Origin of the sequence: Acinetobacter calcoaceticus DSM 30006 = CIP 81.8 (assembly GCF_000368965.1) — a bacterium.
In the GTDB taxonomy this organism is placed as follows: domain Bacteria; phylum Pseudomonadota; class Gammaproteobacteria; order Pseudomonadales; family Moraxellaceae; genus Acinetobacter; species Acinetobacter calcoaceticus.
Map to the genome: position 1 here is coordinate 2,172,857 of NZ_KB849780.1, position 23,250 is coordinate 2,196,106.

Genomic DNA, 23,250 nt, shown 5'->3' on the forward strand with positions numbered 1-23,250 from the left:
CGCATCAATTAAATTGATGCGTACAAATATCCAAGCAGGCAACTTAAATACCCGCAAAGCTCCCACTTTGATAAAGAGCAATGTTGAATCGAGCTGCTGTACGCATGAATATTCTCCTGATTAGGGACTGTTTTATCCGCTTAGAAACGGTAGTGAGAGAAGGCTTTGTTGGCTTCAGCCATACGATGCACGTCTTCACGTTTTTTGATTGCGGCACCTTTACCTTCAGCTGCATCAAGCAACTCACCAGCAAGACGTAAAGCCATCGTTTTTTCAGAACGCTTAGCAGCAGCATCTACTAACCAACGCATTGCTAAGGCAGTACGACGGGATGGGCGTACTTCCATAGGTACTTGATAAGTAGCACCACCAACACGGCGTGCTTTTACTTCGACCATAGGACGAACTTTTTCAAGAGTAGTCTCGAAAAATTCAACTGGGTCTACTTTGTTTTTTTCTTGAACACGTTCTAAAGCACCGTAAACGATACCTTCAGCAACAGATTTTTTACCATCTTGCATTACGTGGTTCATGAATTTAGCGATTGTTTGGCTGCTAAATTTTGGATCTGGAAGGATCTCACGAGCAGCGACTACGCGACGTCTTGGCATTTTAATACACCTAATAATATGACACTTCAGGATAATCCAGCAGTTTGTACAAGTGTCATGTACACGACGCTGGCCTTACTATACGTCGCTTGAATTACAAAACTATGAAGAATTCAAACAAGCGAAACGCTAAAGGGCTTATTGGACTAGTTTCCTAGAATTACTTCTTAGGACGCTTAGTACCGTATTTAGAACGTGATTGATTACGATCTTTAACACCAGCACAGTCTAATGAACCACGAACGGTATGGTAACGTACACCTGGTAAGTCTTTAACACGACCACCACGGATAAGAACAACACTGTGCTCTTGTAAGTTATGACCTTCACCACCGATGTAGCTAGATACTTCAAAACCTGAAGTTAAGCGAACACGGCAAACCTTACGCATAGCTGAGTTAGGTTTTTTTGGTGTAGTTGTATAAACACGTGTACAAACACCACGACGTTGTGGACAAGCCTTCAACGCAGGAACTTTGGATTTTTCAACCAAAGTCGTACGACCCTTACGGATCAACTGATTCGTTGTTGCCATATGGCAATTCTCCCGTTATTAAAAAACCTTAAAAAGAAATACCTCTTTTTAAGGGCACATAATTGTAAGCTAAGATGCAAAAATGGTCAACACGGCAATACTTACCAAATGTTGACCATATCAATCTTTGACAGGATAACTTACAAATTTAAATAGAGTTCAGATTTTATTTTTAAACCTCTTATTTGTAAGCGTATTGTTAAGAGTATTTTTTATCATCCAGCTCCTCCTCATCTTCCTCTGGAGCTAAAGCTGGTTTTTGTTCAGTATGCTCATGTTCCTCTACATGTTTATCGACAAGTTGCTCGATACCCTGATGAACATTTTCCTGAATTTTCTCTTCACTCTTTTTACCTTCAGTACTCTTTAAGACAATAGATACTTTTGAAATTACATCATGATTTTCTACTTTATGATGATGCTCAGCGTGAATATTGCCGTCTTCACCAACATTTAAAAGACGTGGACTGGCTTTCTGAATAAGTGTAACCGCAGCATAATAAGCCTGTAGCGGAGATAAATGCTCACTTGGATGTTCATTTAAATAATGTCTTGCAGCTCCAAAGATAGCTTGTGCTTTGTGACCAACATCTTCTTGTAGTTTCCAGCTATATACTGCGCTTAAAACAGCACCAGCAACTGGTGTAACTTTACCAAAGGTTGAGAGCTTCGGAATACGATTTAACCACCCCCATTTAAACTCTCCGTCTTCATCAACTAACCAGTTCTTTAAAGTATCTAAATCGGTAGTTGAACCTAGCACCTGCTGAAATTGATGAATATCTTGTGTTTCCAACATATTTCGTAATGTTTTTAAAGCTAACAATAGCGTTTGCTTTTCAGCAATCAGACTAATATCAACTTCTTTAAAGATAAACTCGACAACATCTTGGTCAGTAACTTCTTGAAGGTCAAAGCCATGTGATCTTCCTGTCTGATAAATTGTTCTTAAAACTAAGACGAGTGAAACAGGAACATCTACAGCTGCACCAACCACACCTGACACGCCTGTGATTGCCCCTTGTATTGTCGCAATTAATTTATTTTGTTCAATGAGCGCCTGACTTAAACGTTGAGAACGACCCGTATCCTTAGTTAGTTCAAACAAATCTTTAGCACCCGCTTCTTCCAAGATTTTTTCAGTTAAGGTGCTTTTTGAACTAAAGTCATTCAACCAATCAAATAAATAGCCTGAGACTTTTTGATCCCAATCTGGGGAAAGAAATGTAGCCACACCATTTACTTTTGTAAAATGCCGTCCAAAGACCTGACGAGTTACTTTCGGTAACTGTTCTCGAAGCATTTGTTGAGGACTTTCATATTGCTCAACTTCAAATGGGCTTTTTGTTCTCGATTTACCTTCAACCGTTTTACAAGTTGGAATTGGTTCAATTACCTTACTTACATCACCTGATTGGTTCTGTTGCAAGATACTCAATCCTGTAGAACTGAGCTTTTTAGCCACTCCGAAGACCTGAGAAAACAAATTGTCAGATTGATTATTATTGAATTTTGTCATCAAGTACCTCGATTTTTTAATTTATCTAATTAGACACAAATACTAGGTGGAATGTGGATTTATCTCAACTTGTATGTGTGTATTTTAGTTAACCCTAAATGCAACATACCATGTATTTAGTTATTTTTTTAAATGTAAAATTGTCATAAAGATTTGCCATAAGAAATAAAAATCCTTTCTGCTATCATGTTAACAACGAAAAAACATGAGTCTTGTTTTCTTATAGCTATATTCTCCTATTCATTTTCATAGCTGTTGATCACGATAGACTCTTAATATCACCATAAAGGGACCTGTAGATGAAACGTGTTGTAATCACTGGTATGGGTATTAACTCATGTATCGGTAACTCTTTAGAAGCAGTTACTCATTCACTTCAAAACGGAATCTCCGGGACACGTTTTAACCCAACTTATGCTGAACTCAATTTTAAAAGTCATGTGAGCGCTGCTGCAGAACAAGATTTTGATCATATTGATCGTAAGTTAAAACGCTTTATGGGCGTATGTGCAATGTACGCTTACAATGCTGCTGTAGCTGCTGTTGAACATGCAGGACTTACTGCTGAGCAAATCGGTGGTAATCCACGTTACGGTATTGCAGGCGGTTCAGGTGGTGGTTCAACTGCATCTGTTGTTGAAATGACAGAGCTTTTAGAGACTAAAGGTGCACGTAAAGTAGGACCTTTCTTCGTACCACGCAACATGTCAAACACGATTACTGCAAACGTAGGTGTTGCATTTAAATTGCAAGGTATTGCTCATACTATTACGAGTGCTTGTGCAACTTCTGCTGACGCAATTGGTTATGCGTACAACCTTATTCAACTTGGCAAACAAGATCTTATGCTTGCTGGTGGTGGTGAAGAAGATCATTGGTCTCAAAGTTTATTATTTGATGCAATGGGTGCGCTTTGCTCGAAATATAATGAAACTCCAGAAACAGCATCTCGTCCATATTCAGCAGACCGCGACGGTTTCGTTATTGCTGGCGGTGGTGGTTTTGTCGTACTTGAATCACTTGAACACGCTCAAGCACGTGGTGCCAACATTTTAGCTGAAGTCGTTGGTTATGCTGCAAACAGCGATGGTGCAGACATGGTTGCTCCAAGTGGTGAAGGCGCTACACGTTGTGTATTAATGGCACTTGAAGAAGCTAAGCAACATGGCGTAGACAAAATTGACTATGTAAATACACATGGTACATCTACTCCAGCTGGCGACATTACAGAACTTAAAGCAATGGAACGTGCATTTGGCGAAGGCAATGTACCTCCTCTTAGCTCAACCAAATCTATGACAGGTCATAGCTTAGGTGCAGCTGGCGTACAAGAAGCCATTTACTCAGTTCTAATGATGCAAAATGACTTTATTGCACCAAATATTAATGTGACTGAACTTGATGAAGGCGCAAAACCTTTTGATATCGTACTTGAAAAACGTGATGCAAAATTGAATACTGTAATGAGTAACAGTTTTGGCTTTGGCGGTGTTAACGCTTGCCTCATTTTCAAGAAGTGGGATGCATAATCCCACGTAGGATTATCGATGGATGCACCTTCTGATGCTTTTTTGTGGGTAAAAGCATTACATATTATTGCTGTGGTTTGTTGGTTCGCTGCTTTGTTCTACTTACCACGTTTATATGTTTACCATGCCATGAGTGAAGATGCTGCTAGCCATCAACGCTTTGAAGTAATGGAACGTAAGTTGTATCGCGGAATTATGTGGCCTTCTATGATTGCCACATTAATTACCGCCCATTTTCTTGTCGAATGGGGCGATGCAACTCGACATTACCATCAGGCAACATGGTTTTATCTTAAAGTTGCTTTAGTCGCTTTATTAGTCATCTACCATTTGGTATGTGGCTACTATCGTAAAAAACTTATCGGAAATGCACACTATAAATCACATAGGTTCTGGCGCTTCTTTAATGAAATGCCAACTTTAATCTTATTTGCTGTAGTGATTTTAGTTGTCGTAAAGCCTCAGTTTTAACTGGGGCTTTTGCTTTTCCGAGCAATTTCTTTAATTTAGACAATAAAAACTCGCAGAGTTATCCCTCTATTTAACTTTTTTCAATCAAAAGCATAAAATCAATGCTCTCTTAAAGTTATACCCAATGAGTAAATCAGACTCTTTATTTAATAATGCGTAATCTGTACTATCCTAAAGAAATAGATGAACTCATTTAATGGCAAAGCTATGCTAACCCTTACTGCCCTTAAACGCTCAACCCAACAACAATTTATACTTCTTACACTTTTTATTTTTCGTCACTTAAAAAACTATCCGATTAGATATCTGACTGCTCAAGAAAAAGTATTAGCACAACTCGTTTTCGGTGACATGCTCAATTGTGAACAACCTAAAATTATTGCTACTCGTTATCTTCCTTGGCAGTCTTGCGGTATTTTTATGGCGCCAAATGGAAATATTTACGTTAATCGCTCCGATTACAGCGAAAATTACGCTCTAGAATCTAAATTTATGCAGGGTATTTTTATTCACGAACTCACTCATGTCATGCAATATCAAAAAGGTGTTCATGTACTACTTAAAGGTGCATTGCTGCAATCGGCCTATTATCTTAGCTTTAAAAATTACAACCCCTATAAATACACCTACTCTCCCCACAAGGCGTTTAGCTCTTATAACATTGAGCAACAAGGTGAAATTGCCCGTGACATTTGTTCTGGGAAAATCCCAAATATTATCTGTTCCCCCCAACTTCATTTGTAACTAAATAATCAGTCTTTCTTTGAACGTAACATTTTTGCTTAATGTAAATGAGAATTCTTATAAATCAGAAATACTTACCTAAACAAGAAAATCACGCTTACTTAATTCAAATTATTGAAAAAAATATAACGCGCTTATTCCAAATTGGCTTGTGATAAGGCAGTATACAAACAATAAAAATAATGAAGCCTGTTTCTATTCTATACAGAAAATCTCGTTATTTTTACGCAGAAAATATGTGATTGGTATATATTATTGATCTTGACATTTTTGTTTACTATTTTAATTGTTTACTATCGTATCATACACATCGTTGAAAAATTATATCTATAAAAATCAACACTGTGTGTATCTATATTCGTTATGATCTAGGATTAGGTTTGAATGAAAAGTTTTAAAGTTGCCCTTGCTCAGTTTTCTCCGCATATTGGCAATATTGACTCAAACACCAAAAAGATGATTGAGCAAGTGAATCAGGCGAAAAAACAAGATGCTGACCTGATTATTTTTCCCGAGCTTTCTGTTATTGGTTATCCAGCTGAAGACTTACTGTTACGTCCAAATTTAAATAAACGTATGCAAAAGGCTTTTGCTCAACTTGCTGAAGTTAAAGATATTGTCATGGTTTTCGGATTTGTGAACCAGACAGAAGATGGTCAACGTTATAATTCTGCTGCTGTCATGAAAGACGGTCAAGTTTTGGGTGTTTTTAACAAACACAATTTACCAAACTATGGCGTCTTTGATGAAAAACGTTATTTCCAAAAAGGCCATCAACATTTGGTGTTTGAATATCTTGGACATAAGTTTGGCGTATTGATCTGTGAAGATATCTGGTCAATTAATACCGTAAAACAGTTAAGCCAATTAAATGTTGATACTGTTCTTGTACTCAATGCATCACCATATGAAGTCGGTAAACCACAACACCGTACACAAACCTTAAGTGAACTTGCAAAACAACTTCATCTAAATATTGTTTACGTTAACCAAGTGGGTGGACAAGACGATTTAATTTTTGATGGCACAAGTTTTGTCAGTAACAAAAATGGTGAAATTGCTTTACAAGCACCAAGCTTTAAAGAAGACCTTTATATTGCTGAATTTGACCATAAAAATAAATCATTTAAAGTCACTGAATCTGCTCCTGCATTAGAAACTTTTGCAGAGATCTATCAAGGGTTAGTTCTGGCCACACGTGATTACGTCGAGCGTTCAGGCTTCCCTGGTGTAATTTTAGGTTTATCTGGCGGTATTGACTCTGCCCTTACATTAGCTATTGCTGTTGATGCAATCGGTGCAGAAAAAGTACAAGCAGTAATGATGCCTTATACCTACACTTCTCAAATTAGTGTTGAAGATGCAGCAGAACAAGCTCGTCGTATGGGTGTGACTTTCGGTATTGCTGAAATACATTCAGTTGTAAATAGCTTTATGCAAACCTTGTATCCTTTCTTTGGCAACTCACCAGCAGATGCAACCGAAGAGAATTTACAAGCGCGCGCACGCGGCACATTACTCATGGGTTTATCAAATAAATTTGGTAATTTAGTACTCGCTACTGGCAACAAGTCTGAACTTTCAGTTGGCTACTGTACACTTTATGGTGATATGGTTGGTGGTTTTGCTGTTCTAAAAGATGTTTATAAAACGATCGTGTTTGAATTAGCTAAATACCGTAATAGCTTAAGTGAAACTCCTGTTATTCCTGAACGTGTTATTACTCGTCCACCTTCAGCAGAACTTCGCCCAGACCAAAAAGACCAAGACTCTTTACCTGCATATGATGTATTAGATGCCATTCTTTACGCATACATTGAAGAAGATTTAAGTCAGGCAGATATTATTGCCAAAGGTTTTGATAAAGAAGTAGTTGAAAAAGTTATCCGGTTAGTTGATCGTAATGAATATAAACGTCGTCAAGGCGCGATTGGGCCGAGAATTACTTCTCGTGCATTTAGTCGTGAACGACGTTATCCGATTGTCAACGGTTGGACAGCGAATGACTGAGCAGAAAAACTCATCAAAAACCACAGCACTTGCTCAAGCACTTTTGCTTGAGCAGGTGGAATTTTTCAAAAAACAATTATCTATAGAAAACTCACCTATTTATTTCCAGCAGTTCATTCAACTCTTTATGCAACATGCTGACGAAATCAAGCTTAATGAAGTGGTGGATTTAGAGCAACTACAAGCCGTTGTGAAACGCTATGCTTTTGAAATGCAGCTAGGTGCTGGTTTACTTGAGTTTATTGGGGAAATTGCGCAGCGTATTTATCTGTCTGCTATGAAGTCTCCAATTCAGCTACAAGATTTGGTATCTGACCACCAATTTGAAATGTGGCTCTCCAAATTTTTAGAAATGGAACATATTCCTCATTATCTCAACCAGTTTTTAAGAACTAGCCCCGCCGTTCAACAACTTTGCCAATATATTGCGACCTCGACCTTAGAACAGAAAATACCAAAATTTCTAAATGCATCTAGAGTAGATGACTATCATTTTGAATGGCAACATAAACTCAAAAAATTCTCTTTTTTACAACAACAACGTCTTGAGCATAAACTTGAAACTTGGATTGCCAGCTTTATTCACGAGCAACTCACAGAATTAAGTCTTTTGTCGACTGAAGATTTAGAAAGTCTTATACGACATGTCTGGGAAGATCTTAGACATAAAAAAATGTATGAGTTTATGAAACAGTTAACTCCTCTTGATGTTGAAGAGTTCTTTGTTTTAATTTACGAATATTGGAAAGAATTACGCCAGTCACAATTTATGCAAGATCTTATTTTGTATGGCGTAGAAGTTTTTTATGAATTTTACAAAGACGAGAGTTTATTTGAAGTATTAAGTGAGATTGGTTTAACCGAAACCGATTTACAAACTGAAGCTTTACGTTTTTACCCTAAAGTCATGAATGTCTTTAATGAGCACGGTATTTTAGAGCCGTTACTTCAAGCGATTTTAGCTCCTTTTTATCAAAGCCCAAAAACACTCGATATGATTGAAAAACATTTTAATGAGTAAAAAAAGACAAAAAGAAACCATGCATGAGCATGGTTTTTAAAATGGTGGCTATGACGAGACTTGAACTTGTGACCCCCGCATTATGAGTGCGGTGCTCTAACCAACTGAGCTACATAGCCGTAAACTGTGTGCGCATTATCTATAGTTCTACAGAACAGGTCAAGAGTTCAAAATCATTAAATTCCATCAAATGAACAAATAAGATTCAGATCACCTTTGTTTGTTCATTTTTTAGCAAATTTATATTTTAAATAATTGATCGACCAAAGAAATGTATTAAAAATCTAATACCAGTTTTTTATCTTTAGCTCTAGATACACAAATCATCATGCTCTTCTGTGAAGCCTTTTCTGCATCACTTAAGTATTGATCGAAATGCTCTACTTCACCATCCAAAATAACAGTTTCACATGTACCACATACGCCTTCACGACATAAGCATTCCACATCAATATTTAATGTTTTGATCACTTGTAAAATTGACTAGTTACTTTTGACTTCATTTCTTGATTAGACTTGCCAAGTACGTCTGTAAAAGCCTCTCCATCTTCTGGAACTGTTGAAGCAAGTCGTTCCCAATGAATGTATTCATCAAGGTAACAATGCTTATTACAACAATTAATCACAGCATCAATTATTGGTTTCAGTCCACATACATAGACATGTATTTCTTTAGATTGTAATGAAATTAATTCGCCTAAGTTAAGCACACAACTTTCTGCTTCAACATAGCTGAACACATGCTCTGTATGCTCTATTTTAGCTCATCTAACAAAGCTGCATGTTCAAGCTCACCGTAAGCCTCTGCCCCACGTGCTACGAGCTCATCTATTTGAGATAAGAATGGTAATACCCAATACCACCTGCAATTAAGATGCTTATTGCCTTAAGCTAACGGGAATAATTTTTTTAAATATAAATAAGCCAATGAAAAATCAAAAAACATCTCATCATTATAAAGTTGGTCTTCACAAACTGTGTTTAATCAGAAAATAAGCATAAAAAAAGACCACGCAGGAGCGTGGTCTATAAAATGGTGGCTATGACGAGACTTGAACTTGTGACCCCCGCATTATGAGTGCGGTGCTCTAACCAACTGAGCTACATAGCCTTAAACTGTGCGCGCATTATCTTAGTTTCTTTAATGCACGTCAAGAAAAATTTTAAATAAATTAGGTGAAGTGAGCCTATAAGCCGGGTTCTGTCGAGGATGGTCATTCCTCTAGGCGTACAATCACTCATACGCTCAAGCGACCTACCCGAATCCAGTACGGGCCGTACCTCAGGATTCCTATTTGGTCTTGCTTCTGGTGGGGTTTACCATGCCGTGAACTGTTGCCAGACACGCGGTGCGCTCTTACCGCACCCTTTCACCCTTACCTCACGAATGAGGCGGTCTACTCTCTGCTGCACTTTCCGTCGGCTTTCACCGCCCAGGCGTTACCTGGCACCCTGCCCTATGAAGCCCGGACTTTCCTCCCCTGCTTCAGTCACGAAGACCTCCACAGCAGCGACCATCCAGCTCACTTCAGGGGCGCATATTAACAAATTTATTTACTAATTGCTCGTGCTTTTTTGAGCAATTAATTTTTTATATTTGTCGAATAGCTGTTCTTCCGTTTCCTCATGCTCTGGATCTTTAGGAATACAATCTACAGGACAAAACAATTGGCATTGTGGTTGGTCATGATGACCAACGCATTCAGTGCACAAATCTGGATGAATTTCATAAATCACTTCACCCATGAAAATTGCTTCATTCGGGCAAACTGGTTCACAAACATCACAGTTTATGCATTCATCGGTGATATATAACGACACGTTACCAACCTTGTTGATGTTTACGTTCAAAGGCCTCAACCACAGCTTGCGGAACAAACTTGGTTACATCCCCTTTTAAACGAGCAATTTCCCGAATCAATGTCGAAGAAATAAAAGAGTACTGCTCAGATGGTGTTAAAAACACCGCTTCAAAATGTGGGTCAAGTTGACGGTTCATATTGGCAAGTTGAAATTCATATTCAAAATCAGAAACCGCTCTTAAACCACGAAGTACTGCGGTTGCCTTTTGTTCTTTGAAAAAATTAACCAGTAAACCATCGAAGCCTACAAATTCAACATTTGATAGATGGCTTAAAGATGATTGTGCCAGTTCAACTCTTTCTTCTAGACTGAACAAGGGGTTCTTATGATGTCCAATTGCAATTGCTACTACAACCTCATCAAACATTCTTGATGCTCTAGTAACTAAATCAACGTGTCCATTCGTGATGGGGTCAAATGTTCCAGGATAAATTACACGCGTTTTAGACATCCGCTAGTACTCTAATTGTATTGTGAACCTATTTTAGCAAAAGTTATACATGAGGCGAAATATTCATGTGCAGGAAAAACTTCACCTTAGCATCAGTTTACGGCACAATAGGCATAATTGTGGAAGTTTGAATTATGGCGAAAGCAACAGTAGTGAAAAAACACAATGGCGGAACAATCGCACAAAATAAACGTGCCCGTCATGATTATTTTATCGAAGAAAAATTTGAAGCGGGTATGTCACTTCAAGGTTGGGAAGTAAAATCCTTACGTGCTGGGCGTATGACTTTGACGGAAAGTTATGTCATTTTCAAGAATGGCGAAGCATTTTTACTTGGCTCACAAATTCAGCCTTTATTATCGGCTTCGACCCATGTGGTACCTGAAGCAACACGCACCCGTAAGTTATTGCTCTCCCGACGTCAGCTTGAACACCTAATGGGCGCAGTTAACCAAAAAGGTTACTCATGTGTTCCTTTGGCGTGTTACTGGAAAGGTCACTTGGTTAAACTTGAAATTGCGCTTGTGAAAGGTAAACAGCTTCACGACAAACGTGCAACTGAAAAAGACCGTGACTGGCAACGTGATAAAGCTCGTATATTTCATAAGTAATAAAAAAACCTTTAAAGTTAACTTTAAAGGTTTTTTTATGTCACTTTGAATTTAGCAGAATTTTAAATTGCCATAACAGTTTGGCGCAAAAGATTGATTTTTAAGTTGTAAATCTTTCAATGGAAAATTCACAATCGTATTGGGTAATTTAACCTCACCAACTGCTAAGTCTTCACCAAACAAACAATTTAAAAGATTACATCTCACTGGGTTTGCAGTTAAATAACCACTAATTGGACCTACCACCTGCTTTAAAACATCATTAGTTATTTCAATTTGTTTACTTGGCGTAACATTGCCAATATCAATTTCATCATCAAAAGCCATCCACCACCCCCGTTCTGCTGCTGCATCTGCACCTGGCCAAAATATTTGTTGGCCTTGCAAAGAAAGTGAGAAAGGATTGTTTAATTCAATTTTATGAATAAATCCTAAATTTTGATCAACTGTGAGTGCTGCTCTTAATCCGGTAATGCTGCCCGTTACATTTTTTTGTAAATTTAATAGACCAAGTGCTGCATTAATAGAAGCTTTCAGATCTCCAGAGAAATTAAGCTGATCGATATTTGCTACCCCGTTCAGCATGACATTATTCATTCGTGAACCAGAAATCACTTGCCCGTTGATCACAATAGGTGCAGTGGTCTGTTGTAATTGCAAATTATAATCAGACGAGTTAAATCCTAAAGGAATACAAATCCCGATACATGCATTAACAGTCCCATCAATGGTCTTGCCTGTATCTTGATAAGACATATTACGGGCAGCGGTATAAGCTAAACCAGTGGTATCTTTAATTTTCATGTAACCACTTAAGCTATTAATTCCATTTGGTGTTTCTGAATTTTCAAGCCCCATAGTCAGCAGTCCCATAACCTTTTCAGCACTTAAACGAAAACCTTTAATTTCTCTTAAAGCTGCGCTGTCTGGATTTTTAATTGCAAATTCAATAAAGGGATTACTAAAAACAGCCGAAGATGAAGCTCGGCCATCACTTGTATCGCTTAAGCCACTTAAACTTAAGTTATCAATATCAATATCACACCCACCTAAACCGTTTACTCCTCCACATCCTAATTGCAACTTATTAACATTGGCATTTAGTTCAAGATTTGCCTCTAAACCTAATTTATAAAAGCCAATATTTTGCTGATTCATCGAAGCATCAGCTTGTTTTGGGTCTGTATAGGTAAATGAAAATAGTGCCTGAGCTTCAACTTTAGAAAGTTCTGAATCAGTGAGTGGAACAAGATTTGCAGGTTCTAAATTGGCATAGCTTAAAGTAGCCCAACTTAGACAAAGAGCTGTTAAAAAAATTTTCATGATTATTCCATTTTTTTATTTATTAAGTTTTGGACATCATTGTCCAAATAAACCATTTGGTAAAAAATAATCAAAAAAGCACAAAAAAAATACAACGTTTTTGTAATTAGAGTAGAAACTAAATATTTATTAAAATAAAATCAAAAACTTATTTTAACTTATTCGATAAAGCAGTCCAGCAATATATTCACCAAACCATTTAGCTGTATCCAAGTCACCTTGTGGGGGAGTAACTTCAACAGGGGCGTTATCTGATTGTGTCATTAAGCCTAAACAACTCGATAATCGGTTTAAATCTTTTTCACTATGCCCTGTGGTCATTAAAGGTAAACCTGACCACAACATACCATGTTGCATGGCAAAAATATTTAATTGTTGTAATACCGCTAGTTTATCGCCACTCAATCCGCCCGAATTTGCAAAGCCAGCCGCAAGCTTGCCTTGCCATAAGCGCTCTTTCCAACGCTTAGAAGTACTGTCCATAAACTTTTTAAAGTCGGCAGTCATACTTCCCATATAGGTAGGAGATCCGAAAATAATGCCTTGTGATGTATCAAGCGCATCCCAATCAATATGTTCAATATTCATTAGATGTACTTTTACCCCCATCACCTCTGCACCAGCAGCAATAGCGAAAGCTACCTTGGCGGTATGACCATATGGACTGTGGTAAACAATAGAGAGATGTTTTTCAGGCAAAGACATAAGATTAAAATTTTGAGCGATTTTTTCTATTTTATCATTTTATTAGCGCTTGCTAAACCTACATCTATAAATATGAAATACAAGCGTTTCAATACGATTCACAATCGTAATATATTCAAACTCAATAAAAACTCTCTTATTCTGCTTAATTACGACAAAATAAGAGAGTAAATTTAATTATGTTTATAAAGCTTATATAAAAACAAAGGTAGCCATACGTCCAGTCTTCGCATCACGGCGATAAGAAAAATAATCATCGCTCTGTTGATAAGAACATTGATCTCCACCTAAAACCTGTTTTACACCTAGAATCTGCAAAATAAAACGCGCAATTGCATATAAATCTGCATGAAATTTATTTGGAGCGGCCCCCTCAACAAAAGCTGTTTCTAACTCTGGATATTTATCACAAAAAGCAGCCTTTACTTCGGCCCCAATTTCAAAACAAGGTTGGCTGATCGCAGCTCCTAACCATGCCCAAGTTGGAGGGTTCTGCATAGCAGCAACTGTATTTTCAATAATGCCGCCAGCTAAACCGCGCCAACCCGCATGCAAGTTTGCGACTTCCGTACCTTCGGCATTTCCTAACACGACAGGTAAACAATCAGCGGTCATCATCATTAAAGCATGACCTTTGGTTTGAGTGACCAAACCATCACCGATTAATGCCTTAAAAGGAATTTGTTCATTTACTGTATGGCAAATCGTACTATGTGTTTGAGTCATCCATGTCATTTTTTTAACACCGAACTGGGCAAACTCATCTAACAATATCATGCGATGTTGCTGAACACGTTGTGCCTCATCGTTGACATGTAAAGCCAGATTAAAGCCAGACAACTCAAGTTGATCCTTTGGCAATGCCAAAGGATGTTGAACACGTGTCTGCCCTACAAATACACCTTGAGGTAATCCTTGAACAAATTCCATATACGCATCCTTAATATGCAGCGTTTTCTGAACGTAACACATTCACTAAATGTGTAAAATCTTCAGGCCACGGCGCTTCAAATAGCATTTCTTCACCAGTACGAGGATGTTTTAAGCCCAATTTAGCTGCATGCAACGCTTGGCGTTTAAAACCACGTAAAGTGTCAATGAGTAATTCAGACGCCCCTGCAGGTACACGTACACGATTCATATAAATCTGATCGCCGATCAGTCCATAACCGATATAACTAAAATGCACACGAATCTGATGAGTTCGACCTGTTTCAAGACGAGCTTGTACACGAGTAAAATCTCTAAAGCGTTCTTTTACATTGTAATGGGTCACTGCATCGCGCCCACCCGGTAAAATCGCCATTTTCACACGGTCAACTGGATGACGTTTGATAGGTTCATCAATAGTACCGCCAGCAATAATATTTCCATAAACAACTAAGTCGTATACACGGTAAACCGATTTATTTGCCAACTGTTTACTTAAAGAAAATTGTGCCTCAAGGCTCTTAGCAACGACTAACAAACCGCTGGTGTCTTTATCAATACGATGTACTAAACCAGCGCGAGAAAGTTCCGACAATTTTGGAAAGTGGTAAAGCAAAGCATTAACTAAAGTTCCAGAACTATTGCCAGCCCCTGGATGCACCACCATACCGACTGGTTTATTGATGACTAAAATGTCGTCATCTTCATAGACAATATTAAGTGGAATGTTTTCAGGTTGGCTCGTGGTCTGAGCTTCGAGCTCAACTTCGAGTGTAAGCAGTTCGGTCCCTTCACAACGGTGCTTTGGCTTGACAATGTTACCATTCACCAACAGATGGCCATCCTTCAACCATTGTTTAAGCTTTTCACGTGAAAACTCATTCCACACCAAGGCTGCTACCTGATCGATACGTTGTCCCAGATAGCTTTCATCTAGCTGAACTTGCAACGATAAACGTGTTGCAGTTGTATCAGAAGTATGGTTATCTGCATCCTCAGAATCTTCAAGTAAATTGAAGTCGGTTTCAGATAAGTTTGTGTTTGAAGATTGTGCTGAAGTCATTTGATCATTGAGATAAAAGTGGTTTAATAGCGCAATTGTAGCTCATTGCCCAACATAACAGAGGAGTTTTTATGTCGCTACCACGTTATAAAATTACGATGCTTGCCTTATCTTTAGGTTTAGCGTCTGCATTTGTGGGCTGTAGCAGCAATCCAAGTAAAAAAGAAGTGGTCGATAGTGGCCCACAATCTAGTGAACAAGCTTACTTCGAAAAGGCCCAAAAGTCGCTTGACCGTGGTCAATATCTTGATGCAACCAAGTCTTTAGAAGCAATCGATACTTATTATCCGACCGGACAATACGCACAACAAGCACAACTTGAACTTCTCTATTCGAAATTTAAGCAAAAAGATTATGAAGGCGCGATTGCCTTAGCGGAACGTTTTATTCGTTTAAATCCTCAGCATCCAAATGTGGATTATGCTTATTATGTTCGCGCTGTAGCGAATATGGAGCAAAACTACGATAGTTTGATGCGCTATACATCTTTGCAACAATCTCATCGTGATGTGAGCTATTTAAAAGTTGCTTATCAAAATTTTGTTGATTTAATTCGTCGTTTCCCAAGTAGCCAATATTCTGTTGATGCCGCTCAGCGCATGAAATTTATTGGACAAGAACTTGCTGAAAATGAAATGACTGCTGCACGTTTTAATGTTAAACGTAAAGCTTGGATCGCTGCTGCCGAACGTTCGCAATGGGTAATTGAACATTATCCACAAACTCCTCAAGTTCCAGAAGCATTAGCGACTTTGGCATATAGCTATAACCAATTAGGTGATAAAGCGACTTCACAACAATATATTGAAGTTTTAAAACTTAATTACCCTAACTTGGTGAAAAAAGATGGTACGGTTAACATGCGCGCTGCCCGTAAAGAAGGCAACTGGATTAACCGTGCGACTTTAGGTATTTTTGGCCGTGAATCTACTGCCGCAACACCAGAAAGCACAAGTGAATCAGAAGCTCCAAAACGTGGCTTCCTTAATCGTGTTAGCTTCGGTTTAATTGGCAATTCAGATAAAGAAGAAACTGCTGAGCCAGAGCAAACACAAGTTGAAGCACCAAAATCAGAACGTAGTTGGACAAACCGTTTAAGCTTTGGTTTATTAGACAAACCTGAGCCACAAGCAGCAGAAAATACAACTGTGGCTCCTGCTGTTACCTCTACAGATACATCAACTGATTCTCAATCAGATGAGGCGAAACAAGGTGCAGATGACGCTGCTCAATAAGTTTAAGCCTTAAAAAACATCAACAAACAGGCAAGTGATATCACTTGCCTGTTTGTTTTTATAAAATATTAAAATATTTATTGGATAGATCTTGCCTCATCATGTCAGAATATTCTGAGTCACTCTCTCATCAGTTTTAATACGGTTATCTGAATTATGGCAATTCCACAACATACGATTGATCAAATTTTAGATCGCACAGATATTGTCGATCTGATTGGTCAGCGTGTGAAACTGAAAAAGACGGGACGTACATATTCCGGCTGTTGCCCTTTTCATCAAGAAAAATCTCCATCGTTCCATGTCTATCGAGACAAACAGTATTATCACTGCTTTGGGTGTCAGGCCAACGGTAACGCGATCCGTTTTCTAATGGACATTGATAACCGAAACTTTATAGATGTAATGAAAGAGTTATCGAGTAGCGCTGGAGTCGAACTACCCAAAGATAATACCGAAAACAAAAAACTATCTTATACTCGTCAGGTTACAAAGCCGCCAGTTGCTAAAGCAAATACGGCGGAGCCCGTGGTTCCTCAGCAACCAATAGATGAAAGCTACAACACGCTTGAACCGGTATTTTTTGATGACCCTTTTGCCCAATTTGAACAGCCTTTCAACTTTGAGGAACCAGTTCAAGAAGGTAATTTATATGACTTACTGGAAAATATTGCCCAGTTCTATGAACACCAATTACCTAACAGTCAAAAGGCAAAAAACTACTTTAAACAACGTGGCTTAACTAATCAGACGATTCAATTTTGGCGCTTAGGCTATGCACCAGAAGATTGGCAACACCTAGAGAAAGCTTTTCCTTATGATATTGATGGTTTAAAGCAACTTGGGCTTATCCGTTCAAGCGATAATGGTCGTGATTTTGACTTATTACGTGACCGTGTGATTTTCCCGATTCGAGACCCGAAAGGCCGCGTCGTTGGTTTTGGTGGGCGTGCCTTAAATGATGAGATCAAGCCAAAATACATTAACTCACCTGACTCAGAGGTCTTCCATAAAAATCAGCTACTTTACGGGCTTTATGAAGGTAGAAAACTTAAATCTAGCGACTGGTTAATGGTTGAAGGCTATATGGATGTCATTGCATTACAGCAATATGGCATTACAGGGGCTGTAGCGACTTTAGGAACTGCAAGTAATACAGAACATCTTAATATTTTATTTAAACAAAATAGCCGTATTACCATTGCTTTTGACGGTGATGCTGCAGGTCAAAAAGCAGCACGCAGAACGTTAGAAATTGCTTTACCATTACTCAATGATGGACGCGAACTCAAATTTTTCGTACTACCGAATGACCACGATCCCGACTCTCTGATCCGTCGTGAAGGGCTTGAAAATTTCCAAAAACTACTACAACAGTCCCCTCTTTTGTCTGATTTTGTCTTTGCCCATTTAACAGGTCAACATGACATCAGTACCCCTGAAGGCAAAAGCTTGGTCATGGGAGAACTCCGAGAACTGACTGAACTATTACCCAAACAGGGTTCGTTCCGTTATTTACTCAATCAATCTTTCCGTGAAAAACTCGGACTGGGTAAACGTTTTACACCACAAATCAGCCATGATGCCTCGCTCTCATTTAACATTCATACTAAAGATGAAGACTTTGCAATTGCAATTTTGATGCACCACCCTTTTCTTTATATTCATTTTGAAGGGTTACGTGCCTATATTCATCAAGATGAATTATTAGCAAAAGTACTGGCAATTTTAAATCGTATTTTTGATGACTTACCAGATGACCAAGAGCTGGCAACATATTATGTTTTAGGTGCTTGTAGCAGCTATTGCCATGAAATTGCCGATATTATGCAAAGAACCAATATTCAGGCATTAACGCAGGCACCAGAAGTGGCCGATAAATTAGCCCAAGAATATGCTTTAGGCCTAAAAGAAAGATATTTACGTCAGAAACTTAAATCGCCGATTTCTCTAATTGAATCACGAAATTTAAGACAACAGCTTAATGAATTAACCAAACAAATTAGTTTAAGACTCTTGTCTTAATGTTTTGACTTACGCTCATGATCAAACACATCCTGTAAATGCTGTTGTAACCATTCAAAATAATCAGGATTTTCGGCCTTGGCAGCTTCGCGTAGCAAGATAGATGTTGGATGCATAAGCTTTTGCGTCAAACGATGCGCGAATTGCTGTAATACTTGCTCAGCATTCTCACCATGTTGCAAAGCCTCTAAAGCATGCGTCAGCTCTTGTTGGCTAACTTCTTCACTATGTTGGCGATAAGCATGAATTGTACTGCCCGCCTCTTTAACTTTTTGATGAGTAATAAGCTGGGTAGCTAATTTATTCACCATCACTTCCGCTTCAACAGCTGCCTGACGACGTTGAGCGAGGTTTTCCTCAATCACACTTTGTAAATCATCAACACCATACAAATAGACGCCATCAAGCGCTTCAACTTTAGGATCTATATCACGGGGCACAGCTAAATCAACCATTAACATTTGTTGATAGCGACGTTTCTTTAATGCGGCCTTAACATCAGGATAAGCAATCACTTGATATAAACTACCAGTACAACTCGACACCACATCAGCACGATACAAGTTTTCAGCCAATGCTGAAAAATCAATAATTTCAACTTCAACCTGATGTGAAATCTCTTGAGCCAATTGGTCAGCACGCTCACGGCTACGATTACAAATAATAATTTTGGCGACGCCCATTTCAGCCAAATGTTTAGCAACCAAGCTATTCATTTCACCCGCAGCAACAACCATCACAGTAAGTTTTTCGGGCTTACTAAAAACCTGTAAAGCTAATTGTGCAACTGCATACCCCATCGAAACGGCATGGCTGCCCACCGCAGTTTCGGAACGTACACGTTTAGCTGCATAAAAAGCATATTCAAAAACACTGTTTAATTCAGGAGAGACCGCTTGGGCTTCTTTAGACAATGCCAAAGCACTTTTAACCTGCCCTAAAATTTGCGGCTCACCTAGCATGAGAGAGTCTAAGCCGCTCGCTACTCGCATTAAATGTGTAATTGCCTGCGTGTTCTCGTAACGATAAACATGATGAATTAAGTGCTTTACATCAATATTATTGGCATCAGCTAACCATTTCAGAAGGCTTTCGGCATTTTCCGCCATGGCATAAACTTCTGTACGGTTACACGTCGAGACAACCACCAAATCCTTTAAGCTTTGGTGATGGTTTTGTTCGGCAAGCAAACGACTTAATCGCTCTGCATTGAAAGCAATTTGTTCGCGGAGTTCGACAGAAGCTGTTTGATGGTTGACACCCAATGCAAAGAAAGACATATCAGATCATCATTTCGCTAAATTTATGCTATTGTGCAACATCGGTGTCATAAAAAGCATTACTTTGGATCAATAAAAATTGCGTCAAATGAATAGCCGTATTAATTTTAACGGTGCTTCGATAAGACAGTATTCTACCACATTCTTATTGTTAGGTAGCATGTCCTCGCATGTCTATGCACGCCCTGTGCAAGAGACCTATGCCGTGCATTCATTTGATCAGGCATTAGAGCAAACTATGGTCGCTGAATTTGCTCTGGCTTATGATGACATTCCTAACGCTTTGCACAATTACACAGTACTCGCAATCAAAAGTAACTCTACTTCAATTAAACAACGAGCTTTAGATGTTGCGCTTGAATATAATGATTTTCAAGCCGCTTTAAACATTGCTACACATTGGGTAGCTCAAGAACCCAAAGATGTACCTGCTTTATTCTATTTGTCCCATATTGCTTTAAAAACACATGAATACCAGCTTGCCGCTGAAACATTAGATAAAATTTTAAAAATAGATCCTACTGCCGATTTAGAACAAATTTTAGCGAGTATTGCCCCAGAAAATGCTCAAGATCGAGAAGTATTATTAACAGCTTTACGTTCTAGCTCTGAAAAAGACAACCCTTCTATTTTAGCGCTCATCGCCAATTTAGAAGCCCAAAATGGTCAATTAGAATCCGCTCTAACCAACATTAACAAGGCACTACGCCGACGTCCTAAAGTGACGAGCTTTATTTTAATGAAAGCAAACCTACTCATTGCTCTTAGCGATCAAGAAGGTGCACTTAAATGGTATGCAAAGTCTAGCCGTAAATATAAGAAAAATTTAGATATTCGTTTGGCTGAAATCCGCTATCTCATACAAATTAATCAATCTCAACTCGCTTTAGAAAAGCTTGAAAATGTTATAGAGGCTAATCCCAAAGCTGAAGAAGCATTGTTTATTGCAGGTTTAACCAGCATTGATTTAAAACAATATGACAAAGCAGAACAATATCTTGTTGACCTACGAAACTCTGCAAAATACCAAAATGAAGCTTATTACTACTTAGCGATTAATGCAGAACGCAAACAGCATTATGAATCAGCAAAAGCTTACTATCGCTTAGTTGATGGCAGTTTATACGTTGTTTCAAGACGTAATCTGATTGCGATTTATGATAAGCAGGATAATTTACACGATGCTTTACGGTTCCTCACTCAAGAACGCGTAAATTACCCTCAACATGCAAGTTTCTTATATCAAGCTCAAGCTGAAATTTTAAAGAAAATGGGCAATAAAAAAGCTGCCTTAAATTTATTAGATGAAGCGATAAAGAATTTACCGGATGATCCGGAACTCATTTACGCAGAAGTTTTATTACTTGATCCATATACTGACCGCGATAAACTCGACAAAACATTAAAGCAATTATTACAACTTGAACCTAATAGCCCAACTTATCTAAATGCATATGCCTATACACTAGCCTTACAAAACCGTAGGTTGAAAGAAGCACGTCAATATGCAGAACAAGCCTTAGAATATGCGCCAGAACAGGCCTCAATTCTAGATACGCTTGGCTATATTGCATTTTTACAGAATGATTATGAAGGTGCAGCCGAAGCTTTAGGCAAAGCTTATGAACTCAGCCATAATGTAAATATTGGCGTTCGTTATGCTAAAGCATTGTATATGCAAGGATCATTAACTCAATTTAGCGCTGTGTTACAACAACTGAAACAAAAACATGCCAATGATCCACAATTACAACAGCTTGATGCGTTAATTTTACCTACATCTGCAAAAAAGAGTTAAATATATGAGCAAATTTGCCCAACTGTGCACAGCGATCTGTGGATCAAGTGTATTATTTCTAACCGGTTGTCAGCATTTTACTCAACCTAAACCCGCGGTTACCCAGCAAGTTCAAGACGAAAAACACTTTAATTTACAAGGTAAGATTGGGGTTCGCACACCACAGCAAACCGGTAGTGCATTTTTCACATGGGTTCAACAACAAGATAATTTTGATATTGAATTAAGCGGCATTTTAGGTGTAGGAAAAACCCAAATTCAGGGTAAACCTGGTGAAGTGAAGTTAAATAGTGCTAAAACAGGGTTAATTACTGCCGCCTCTCCAGAAGAACTTTTAGAGCGTGCAACTGGTTGGCAAGCACCCATTACTCATTTAACGAGCTGGATTTTGGCTAAACCTGCAACTTTAAGTGCTCAAATTAGTAAAGATAATGAAAATCGTGTAAACCAACTCATTGAAGACGGCTGGACAGTTAATTTCAGTTATGATGGTGAACAAACTTTGCCAAACAAACTGGTTTTAAAGCAAGCTCTTGCTGAAGATAAAGAAAACCGTATTACAATGGTCATCCAAAACCGCTAAGTCTAATTATATAAATCTATGATTCGAGTCCCTTCTCCAGCTAAGCTCAACCTGTTTTTACATATTACAGGACGTCGTGAAAATGGTTATCATGAATTACAAACCATTTTCCAACTCATTGATTTATATGACTGGATGATATTTACACCGACTTTAGATGAACAAATCGAAATTGATGGATTGAGTGAAGTTCGACCTGAAGAAAATCTGATTTATCGGGCTGCTCAAATACTAAGACCGCATGCAAAAAAATTCTGCGGCCTAAACATCAAAATTGAAAAAAATATTCCAATGGGTGCAGGTCTGGGCGGAGGTTCATCCAACGCTGCCACAACCCTGATTGTGTTAAATCAATTATGGGAATGTGGTCTAAATAAAGAACAACTTGCAGACTATGGCGTAAAGCTCGGTGCCGACGTTCCTATTTTTATTTATGGTAAAAATGCATGGGCTGAAGGTATTGGTGAACATTTATCATTCATAGACTTAGATCAAAAACAGTTCATTATTTTAAAACCTGATTGTTTTATCAGCACTCAATTGCTTTTTTCACAAAAAACATTGACAAGAGACTCTAAGACCACTAAATTTTGCGCCTATCAGTTAGAACCTTCTAATTTTGGAAATAACTTTGAGCCATTGGCCCGACAGTTATACCCTGAAGTAGAAGAAGCAATGCAATATTTAGATCAGTTTGGTCAAGCAAAGCTTACAGGTACAGGTGCTTGTGTTTTTATTGAAGTAACGAATGAAATGAATATTGATGAAATTCTTAAACATTCACCATGTAAATCTTACTTGGTAAATAGTTTAAAAGAATCTCCTCTTAATCATTTTAAGGTTACACGTTAGGGGCGTCGCCAAGTGGTAAGGCACCGGGTTTTGATCTCGGCATCCGTTGGTTCGAATCCAGCCGCCCCTGCCAACCTCACCTGTAATGATG

21 protein-coding genes, 3 tRNA genes, 1 other RNA gene and 1 pseudogene are annotated in these 23,250 nt (G+C 38.4%); 12 read left to right on the forward strand and 14 right to left on the reverse strand.

Annotated elements, in window-relative coordinates; translation table 11 throughout:
* Nucleotides 1-140: 140 nt before the first annotated feature.
* From rpsG to F936_RS15100, 3 genes are all read right to left on the reverse strand, one after another.
* Nucleotides 141-611, reverse strand: a complete 471-nt coding sequence (rpsG, locus tag F936_RS15090; RefSeq protein ID WP_004638185.1) for a 30S ribosomal protein S7 — start codon at nucleotides 609-611, stop codon at nucleotides 141-143.
* A 160-nt stretch (nucleotides 612-771) separates the two neighbouring features.
* Nucleotides 772-1,146: a 30S ribosomal protein S12 gene (rpsL, locus tag F936_RS15095; RefSeq protein ID WP_002050319.1), complete on the reverse strand. Its 375-nt coding sequence runs from the start codon at nucleotides 1,144-1,146 to the stop codon at nucleotides 772-774.
* A 199-nt stretch (nucleotides 1,147-1,345) separates the two neighbouring features.
* Nucleotides 1,346-2,665, reverse strand: a complete 1,320-nt coding sequence (locus F936_RS15100) for an EcsC family protein (RefSeq protein ID WP_005048620.1) — start codon at nucleotides 2,663-2,665, stop codon at nucleotides 1,346-1,348.
* A 299-nt stretch (nucleotides 2,666-2,964) separates the two neighbouring features.
* On the opposite strand from F936_RS15100, the gene F936_RS15105 reads away from it, so the two are divergent.
* The 5 genes from F936_RS15105 (at nucleotide 2,965) to F936_RS15125 (ending at nucleotide 8,440) form a co-directional block, all read left to right on the forward strand.
* On the forward strand, nucleotides 2,965-4,194 hold the full coding sequence (locus tag F936_RS15105) for a beta-ketoacyl synthase N-terminal-like domain-containing protein (RefSeq protein WP_004641618.1): 1,230 nt from the start codon (nucleotides 2,965-2,967) through the stop codon (nucleotides 4,192-4,194).
* Between the two features lie 18 nt (nucleotides 4,195-4,212).
* The gene (gene hemJ, locus F936_RS15110) at nucleotides 4,213-4,665 is read left to right on the forward strand and encodes a protoporphyrinogen oxidase HemJ (RefSeq protein ID WP_005048623.1); all 453 of its coding nucleotides are present in this window, start codon (nucleotides 4,213-4,215) and stop codon (nucleotides 4,663-4,665) included.
* Between the two features lie 183 nt (nucleotides 4,666-4,848).
* Nucleotides 4,849-5,409: a hypothetical protein gene (locus F936_RS15115; protein ID WP_005048626.1), complete on the forward strand. Its 561-nt coding sequence runs from the start codon at nucleotides 4,849-4,851 to the stop codon at nucleotides 5,407-5,409.
* 384 nt (nucleotides 5,410-5,793) lie between these two features.
* Nucleotides 5,794-7,419 carry an NAD+ synthase gene (locus F936_RS15120; protein WP_005048629.1) on the forward strand — a complete coding sequence of 542 codons (1,626 nt, stop codon included), beginning with the start codon at nucleotides 5,794-5,796 and terminating at the stop codon, nucleotides 7,417-7,419.
* Nucleotides 7,412-8,440 carry a hypothetical protein gene (locus tag F936_RS15125; protein WP_005048631.1) on the forward strand — a complete coding sequence of 343 codons (1,029 nt, stop codon included), beginning with the start codon at nucleotides 7,412-7,414 and terminating at the stop codon, nucleotides 8,438-8,440. The genes F936_RS15120 and F936_RS15125 overlap by 8 nt, the downstream gene beginning before the upstream one ends.
* Before the next feature lie 42 nt (nucleotides 8,441-8,482).
* Here the strand turns inward: F936_RS15125 and F936_RS15130 are convergent.
* The 6 genes and pseudogenes from F936_RS15130 to coaD all read right to left on the reverse strand — a co-directional run bounded on the left by F936_RS15130 (nucleotide 8,483) and on the right by coaD (nucleotide 10,754).
* Nucleotides 8,483-8,559 (reverse strand) — tRNA-Met (locus F936_RS15130).
* Nucleotides 8,560-8,716: 157 nt separating this feature from the next.
* Nucleotides 8,717-9,316: pseudogene (cntB, locus tag F936_RS19595) on the reverse strand (carnitine monooxygenase, reductase subunit CntB); the annotation flags it as partial.
* Between the two features lie 158 nt (nucleotides 9,317-9,474).
* A tRNA-Met gene (locus F936_RS15145) sits at nucleotides 9,475-9,551 on the reverse strand.
* A gap of 63 nt (nucleotides 9,552-9,614) precedes the next feature.
* Nucleotides 9,615-9,970, reverse strand: an RNA gene (gene rnpB / locus F936_RS18530) — RNase P RNA component class A.
* 27 nt (nucleotides 9,971-9,997) lie between these two features.
* Nucleotides 9,998-10,261, reverse strand: a complete 264-nt coding sequence (locus F936_RS15150) for a YfhL family 4Fe-4S dicluster ferredoxin (RefSeq protein WP_003653306.1) — start codon at nucleotides 10,259-10,261, stop codon at nucleotides 9,998-10,000.
* Nucleotide 10,262: 1 nt separating this feature from the next.
* Nucleotides 10,263-10,754: a pantetheine-phosphate adenylyltransferase gene (gene coaD / locus F936_RS15155; RefSeq protein ID WP_004641605.1), complete on the reverse strand. Its 492-nt coding sequence runs from the start codon at nucleotides 10,752-10,754 to the stop codon at nucleotides 10,263-10,265.
* Between the two features lie 134 nt (nucleotides 10,755-10,888).
* Between coaD and smpB the strand changes: the two genes are divergently transcribed.
* Nucleotides 10,889-11,365 carry an SsrA-binding protein SmpB gene (gene smpB, locus F936_RS15160; RefSeq protein WP_004641603.1) on the forward strand — a complete coding sequence of 159 codons (477 nt, stop codon included), beginning with the start codon at nucleotides 10,889-10,891 and terminating at the stop codon, nucleotides 11,363-11,365.
* Nucleotides 11,366-11,416: 51 nt separating this feature from the next.
* On the opposite strand, the gene F936_RS15165 is transcribed toward smpB, so the two are convergent.
* The 4 genes from F936_RS15165 to rluD all read right to left on the reverse strand — a co-directional run bounded on the left by F936_RS15165 (nucleotide 11,417) and on the right by rluD (nucleotide 15,386).
* Nucleotides 11,417-12,688 (reverse strand): hypothetical protein, encoded by a 1,272-nt coding sequence (locus F936_RS15165; protein ID WP_003653312.1) that lies wholly within the window; start codon nucleotides 12,686-12,688, stop codon nucleotides 11,417-11,419.
* A 153-nt stretch (nucleotides 12,689-12,841) separates the two neighbouring features.
* Complete coding sequence (locus tag F936_RS15170; RefSeq protein WP_003653315.1) at nucleotides 12,842-13,393, reverse strand: flavodoxin family protein; 552 nt, start codon at nucleotides 13,391-13,393, stop codon at nucleotides 12,842-12,844.
* 192 nt (nucleotides 13,394-13,585) lie between these two features.
* Nucleotides 13,586-14,323: a peptidoglycan editing factor PgeF gene (gene pgeF / locus F936_RS15175; protein WP_005048640.1), complete on the reverse strand. Its 738-nt coding sequence runs from the start codon at nucleotides 14,321-14,323 to the stop codon at nucleotides 13,586-13,588.
* A gap of 10 nt (nucleotides 14,324-14,333) precedes the next feature.
* Complete coding sequence (gene rluD / locus F936_RS15180) at nucleotides 14,334-15,386, reverse strand: 23S rRNA pseudouridine(1911/1915/1917) synthase RluD (protein ID WP_005042691.1); 1,053 nt, start codon at nucleotides 15,384-15,386, stop codon at nucleotides 14,334-14,336.
* A gap of 71 nt (nucleotides 15,387-15,457) precedes the next feature.
* Between rluD and F936_RS15185 the strand changes: the two genes are divergently transcribed.
* Nucleotides 15,458-16,621, forward strand: coding sequence for an outer membrane protein assembly factor BamD (locus F936_RS15185; protein WP_005048642.1), 1,164 nt, complete (start codon nucleotides 15,458-15,460; stop codon nucleotides 16,619-16,621).
* A gap of 156 nt (nucleotides 16,622-16,777) precedes the next feature.
* Nucleotides 16,778-18,646 (forward strand): DNA primase, encoded by a 1,869-nt coding sequence (locus F936_RS15190; RefSeq protein WP_003653321.1) that lies wholly within the window; start codon nucleotides 16,778-16,780, stop codon nucleotides 18,644-18,646.
* Here F936_RS15190 and hemA read toward each other — a convergent pair.
* Complete coding sequence (hemA, locus tag F936_RS15195) at nucleotides 18,643-19,926, reverse strand: glutamyl-tRNA reductase (protein ID WP_005048644.1); 1,284 nt, start codon at nucleotides 19,924-19,926, stop codon at nucleotides 18,643-18,645. The two genes, F936_RS15190 and hemA, sit on opposite strands and share 4 nt — an antisense overlap.
* A gap of 88 nt (nucleotides 19,927-20,014) precedes the next feature.
* Here hemA and F936_RS15200 point away from each other — a divergent pair, with 88 nt between their 5' ends.
* From F936_RS15200 to F936_RS15215, 4 genes are all read left to right on the forward strand, one after another.
* Nucleotides 20,015-21,724 (forward strand): tetratricopeptide repeat protein, encoded by a 1,710-nt coding sequence (locus F936_RS15200; protein WP_005048646.1) that lies wholly within the window; start codon nucleotides 20,015-20,017, stop codon nucleotides 21,722-21,724.
* Between the two features lie 4 nt (nucleotides 21,725-21,728).
* A complete protein-coding gene (gene lolB / locus F936_RS15205) occupies nucleotides 21,729-22,307 on the forward strand; it encodes a lipoprotein insertase outer membrane protein LolB (protein ID WP_003653326.1) in 579 nt (192 codons plus the stop codon).
* Between the two features lie 18 nt (nucleotides 22,308-22,325).
* Entirely contained in the window at nucleotides 22,326-23,159 is an 834-nt protein-coding gene (ispE, locus tag F936_RS15210; RefSeq protein ID WP_005048649.1) for a 4-(cytidine 5'-diphospho)-2-C-methyl-D-erythritol kinase, read from the forward strand.
* Nucleotides 23,158-23,232, forward strand: a tRNA-Gln gene (locus F936_RS15215). Before ispE ends, F936_RS15215 begins: the two co-directional genes overlap by 2 nt.
* Nucleotides 23,233-23,250 lie beyond the last annotated feature (18 nt).

Coding starts and splice junctions, on each gene's coding strand:
- F936_RS15165 (WP_003653312.1), bottom strand. CDS start 12,688: ATGAAAATTTTTTTAACAGCTCTTTGTCTAAGTTGGGCTACTTTAAGC.
- coaD (WP_004641605.1), bottom strand. CDS start 10,754: ATGTCTAAAACGCGTGTAATTTATCCTGGAACATTTGACCCCATCACG.
- lolB (WP_003653326.1), top strand. CDS start 21,729: ATGAGCAAATTTGCCCAACTGTGCACAGCGATCTGTGGATCAAGTGTA.
- F936_RS15200 (WP_005048646.1), top strand. CDS start 20,015: ATGAATAGCCGTATTAATTTTAACGGTGCTTCGATAAGACAGTATTCT.
- F936_RS15105 (WP_004641618.1), top strand. CDS start 2,965: ATGAAACGTGTTGTAATCACTGGTATGGGTATTAACTCATGTATCGGT.
- F936_RS15190 (WP_003653321.1), top strand. CDS start 16,778: ATGGCAATTCCACAACATACGATTGATCAAATTTTAGATCGCACAGAT.
- F936_RS15170 (WP_003653315.1), bottom strand. CDS start 13,393: ATGTCTTTGCCTGAAAAACATCTCTCTATTGTTTACCACAGTCCATAT.
- hemA (WP_005048644.1), bottom strand. CDS start 19,926: ATGTCTTTCTTTGCATTGGGTGTCAACCATCAAACAGCTTCTGTCGAA.
- ispE (WP_005048649.1), top strand. CDS start 22,326: ATGATTCGAGTCCCTTCTCCAGCTAAGCTCAACCTGTTTTTACATATT.
- pgeF (WP_005048640.1), bottom strand. CDS start 14,323: ATGGAATTTGTTCAAGGATTACCTCAAGGTGTATTTGTAGGGCAGACA.
- F936_RS15185 (WP_005048642.1), top strand. CDS start 15,458: ATGTCGCTACCACGTTATAAAATTACGATGCTTGCCTTATCTTTAGGT.
- rluD (WP_005042691.1), bottom strand. CDS start 15,386: ATGACTTCAGCACAATCTTCAAACACAAACTTATCTGAAACCGACTTC.
- F936_RS15115 (WP_005048626.1), top strand. CDS start 4,849: ATGAACTCATTTAATGGCAAAGCTATGCTAACCCTTACTGCCCTTAAA.
- rpsG (WP_004638185.1), bottom strand. CDS start 611: ATGCCAAGACGTCGCGTAGTCGCTGCTCGTGAGATCCTTCCAGATCCA.
- hemJ (WP_005048623.1), top strand. CDS start 4,213: ATGGATGCACCTTCTGATGCTTTTTTGTGGGTAAAAGCATTACATATT.
- rpsL (WP_002050319.1), bottom strand. CDS start 1,146: ATGGCAACAACGAATCAGTTGATCCGTAAGGGTCGTACGACTTTGGTT.
- smpB (WP_004641603.1), top strand. CDS start 10,889: ATGGCGAAAGCAACAGTAGTGAAAAAACACAATGGCGGAACAATCGCA.
- F936_RS15125 (WP_005048631.1), top strand. CDS start 7,412: ATGACTGAGCAGAAAAACTCATCAAAAACCACAGCACTTGCTCAAGCA.
- F936_RS15120 (WP_005048629.1), top strand. CDS start 5,794: ATGAAAAGTTTTAAAGTTGCCCTTGCTCAGTTTTCTCCGCATATTGGC.
- F936_RS15100 (WP_005048620.1), bottom strand. CDS start 2,665: ATGACAAAATTCAATAATAATCAATCTGACAATTTGTTTTCTCAGGTC.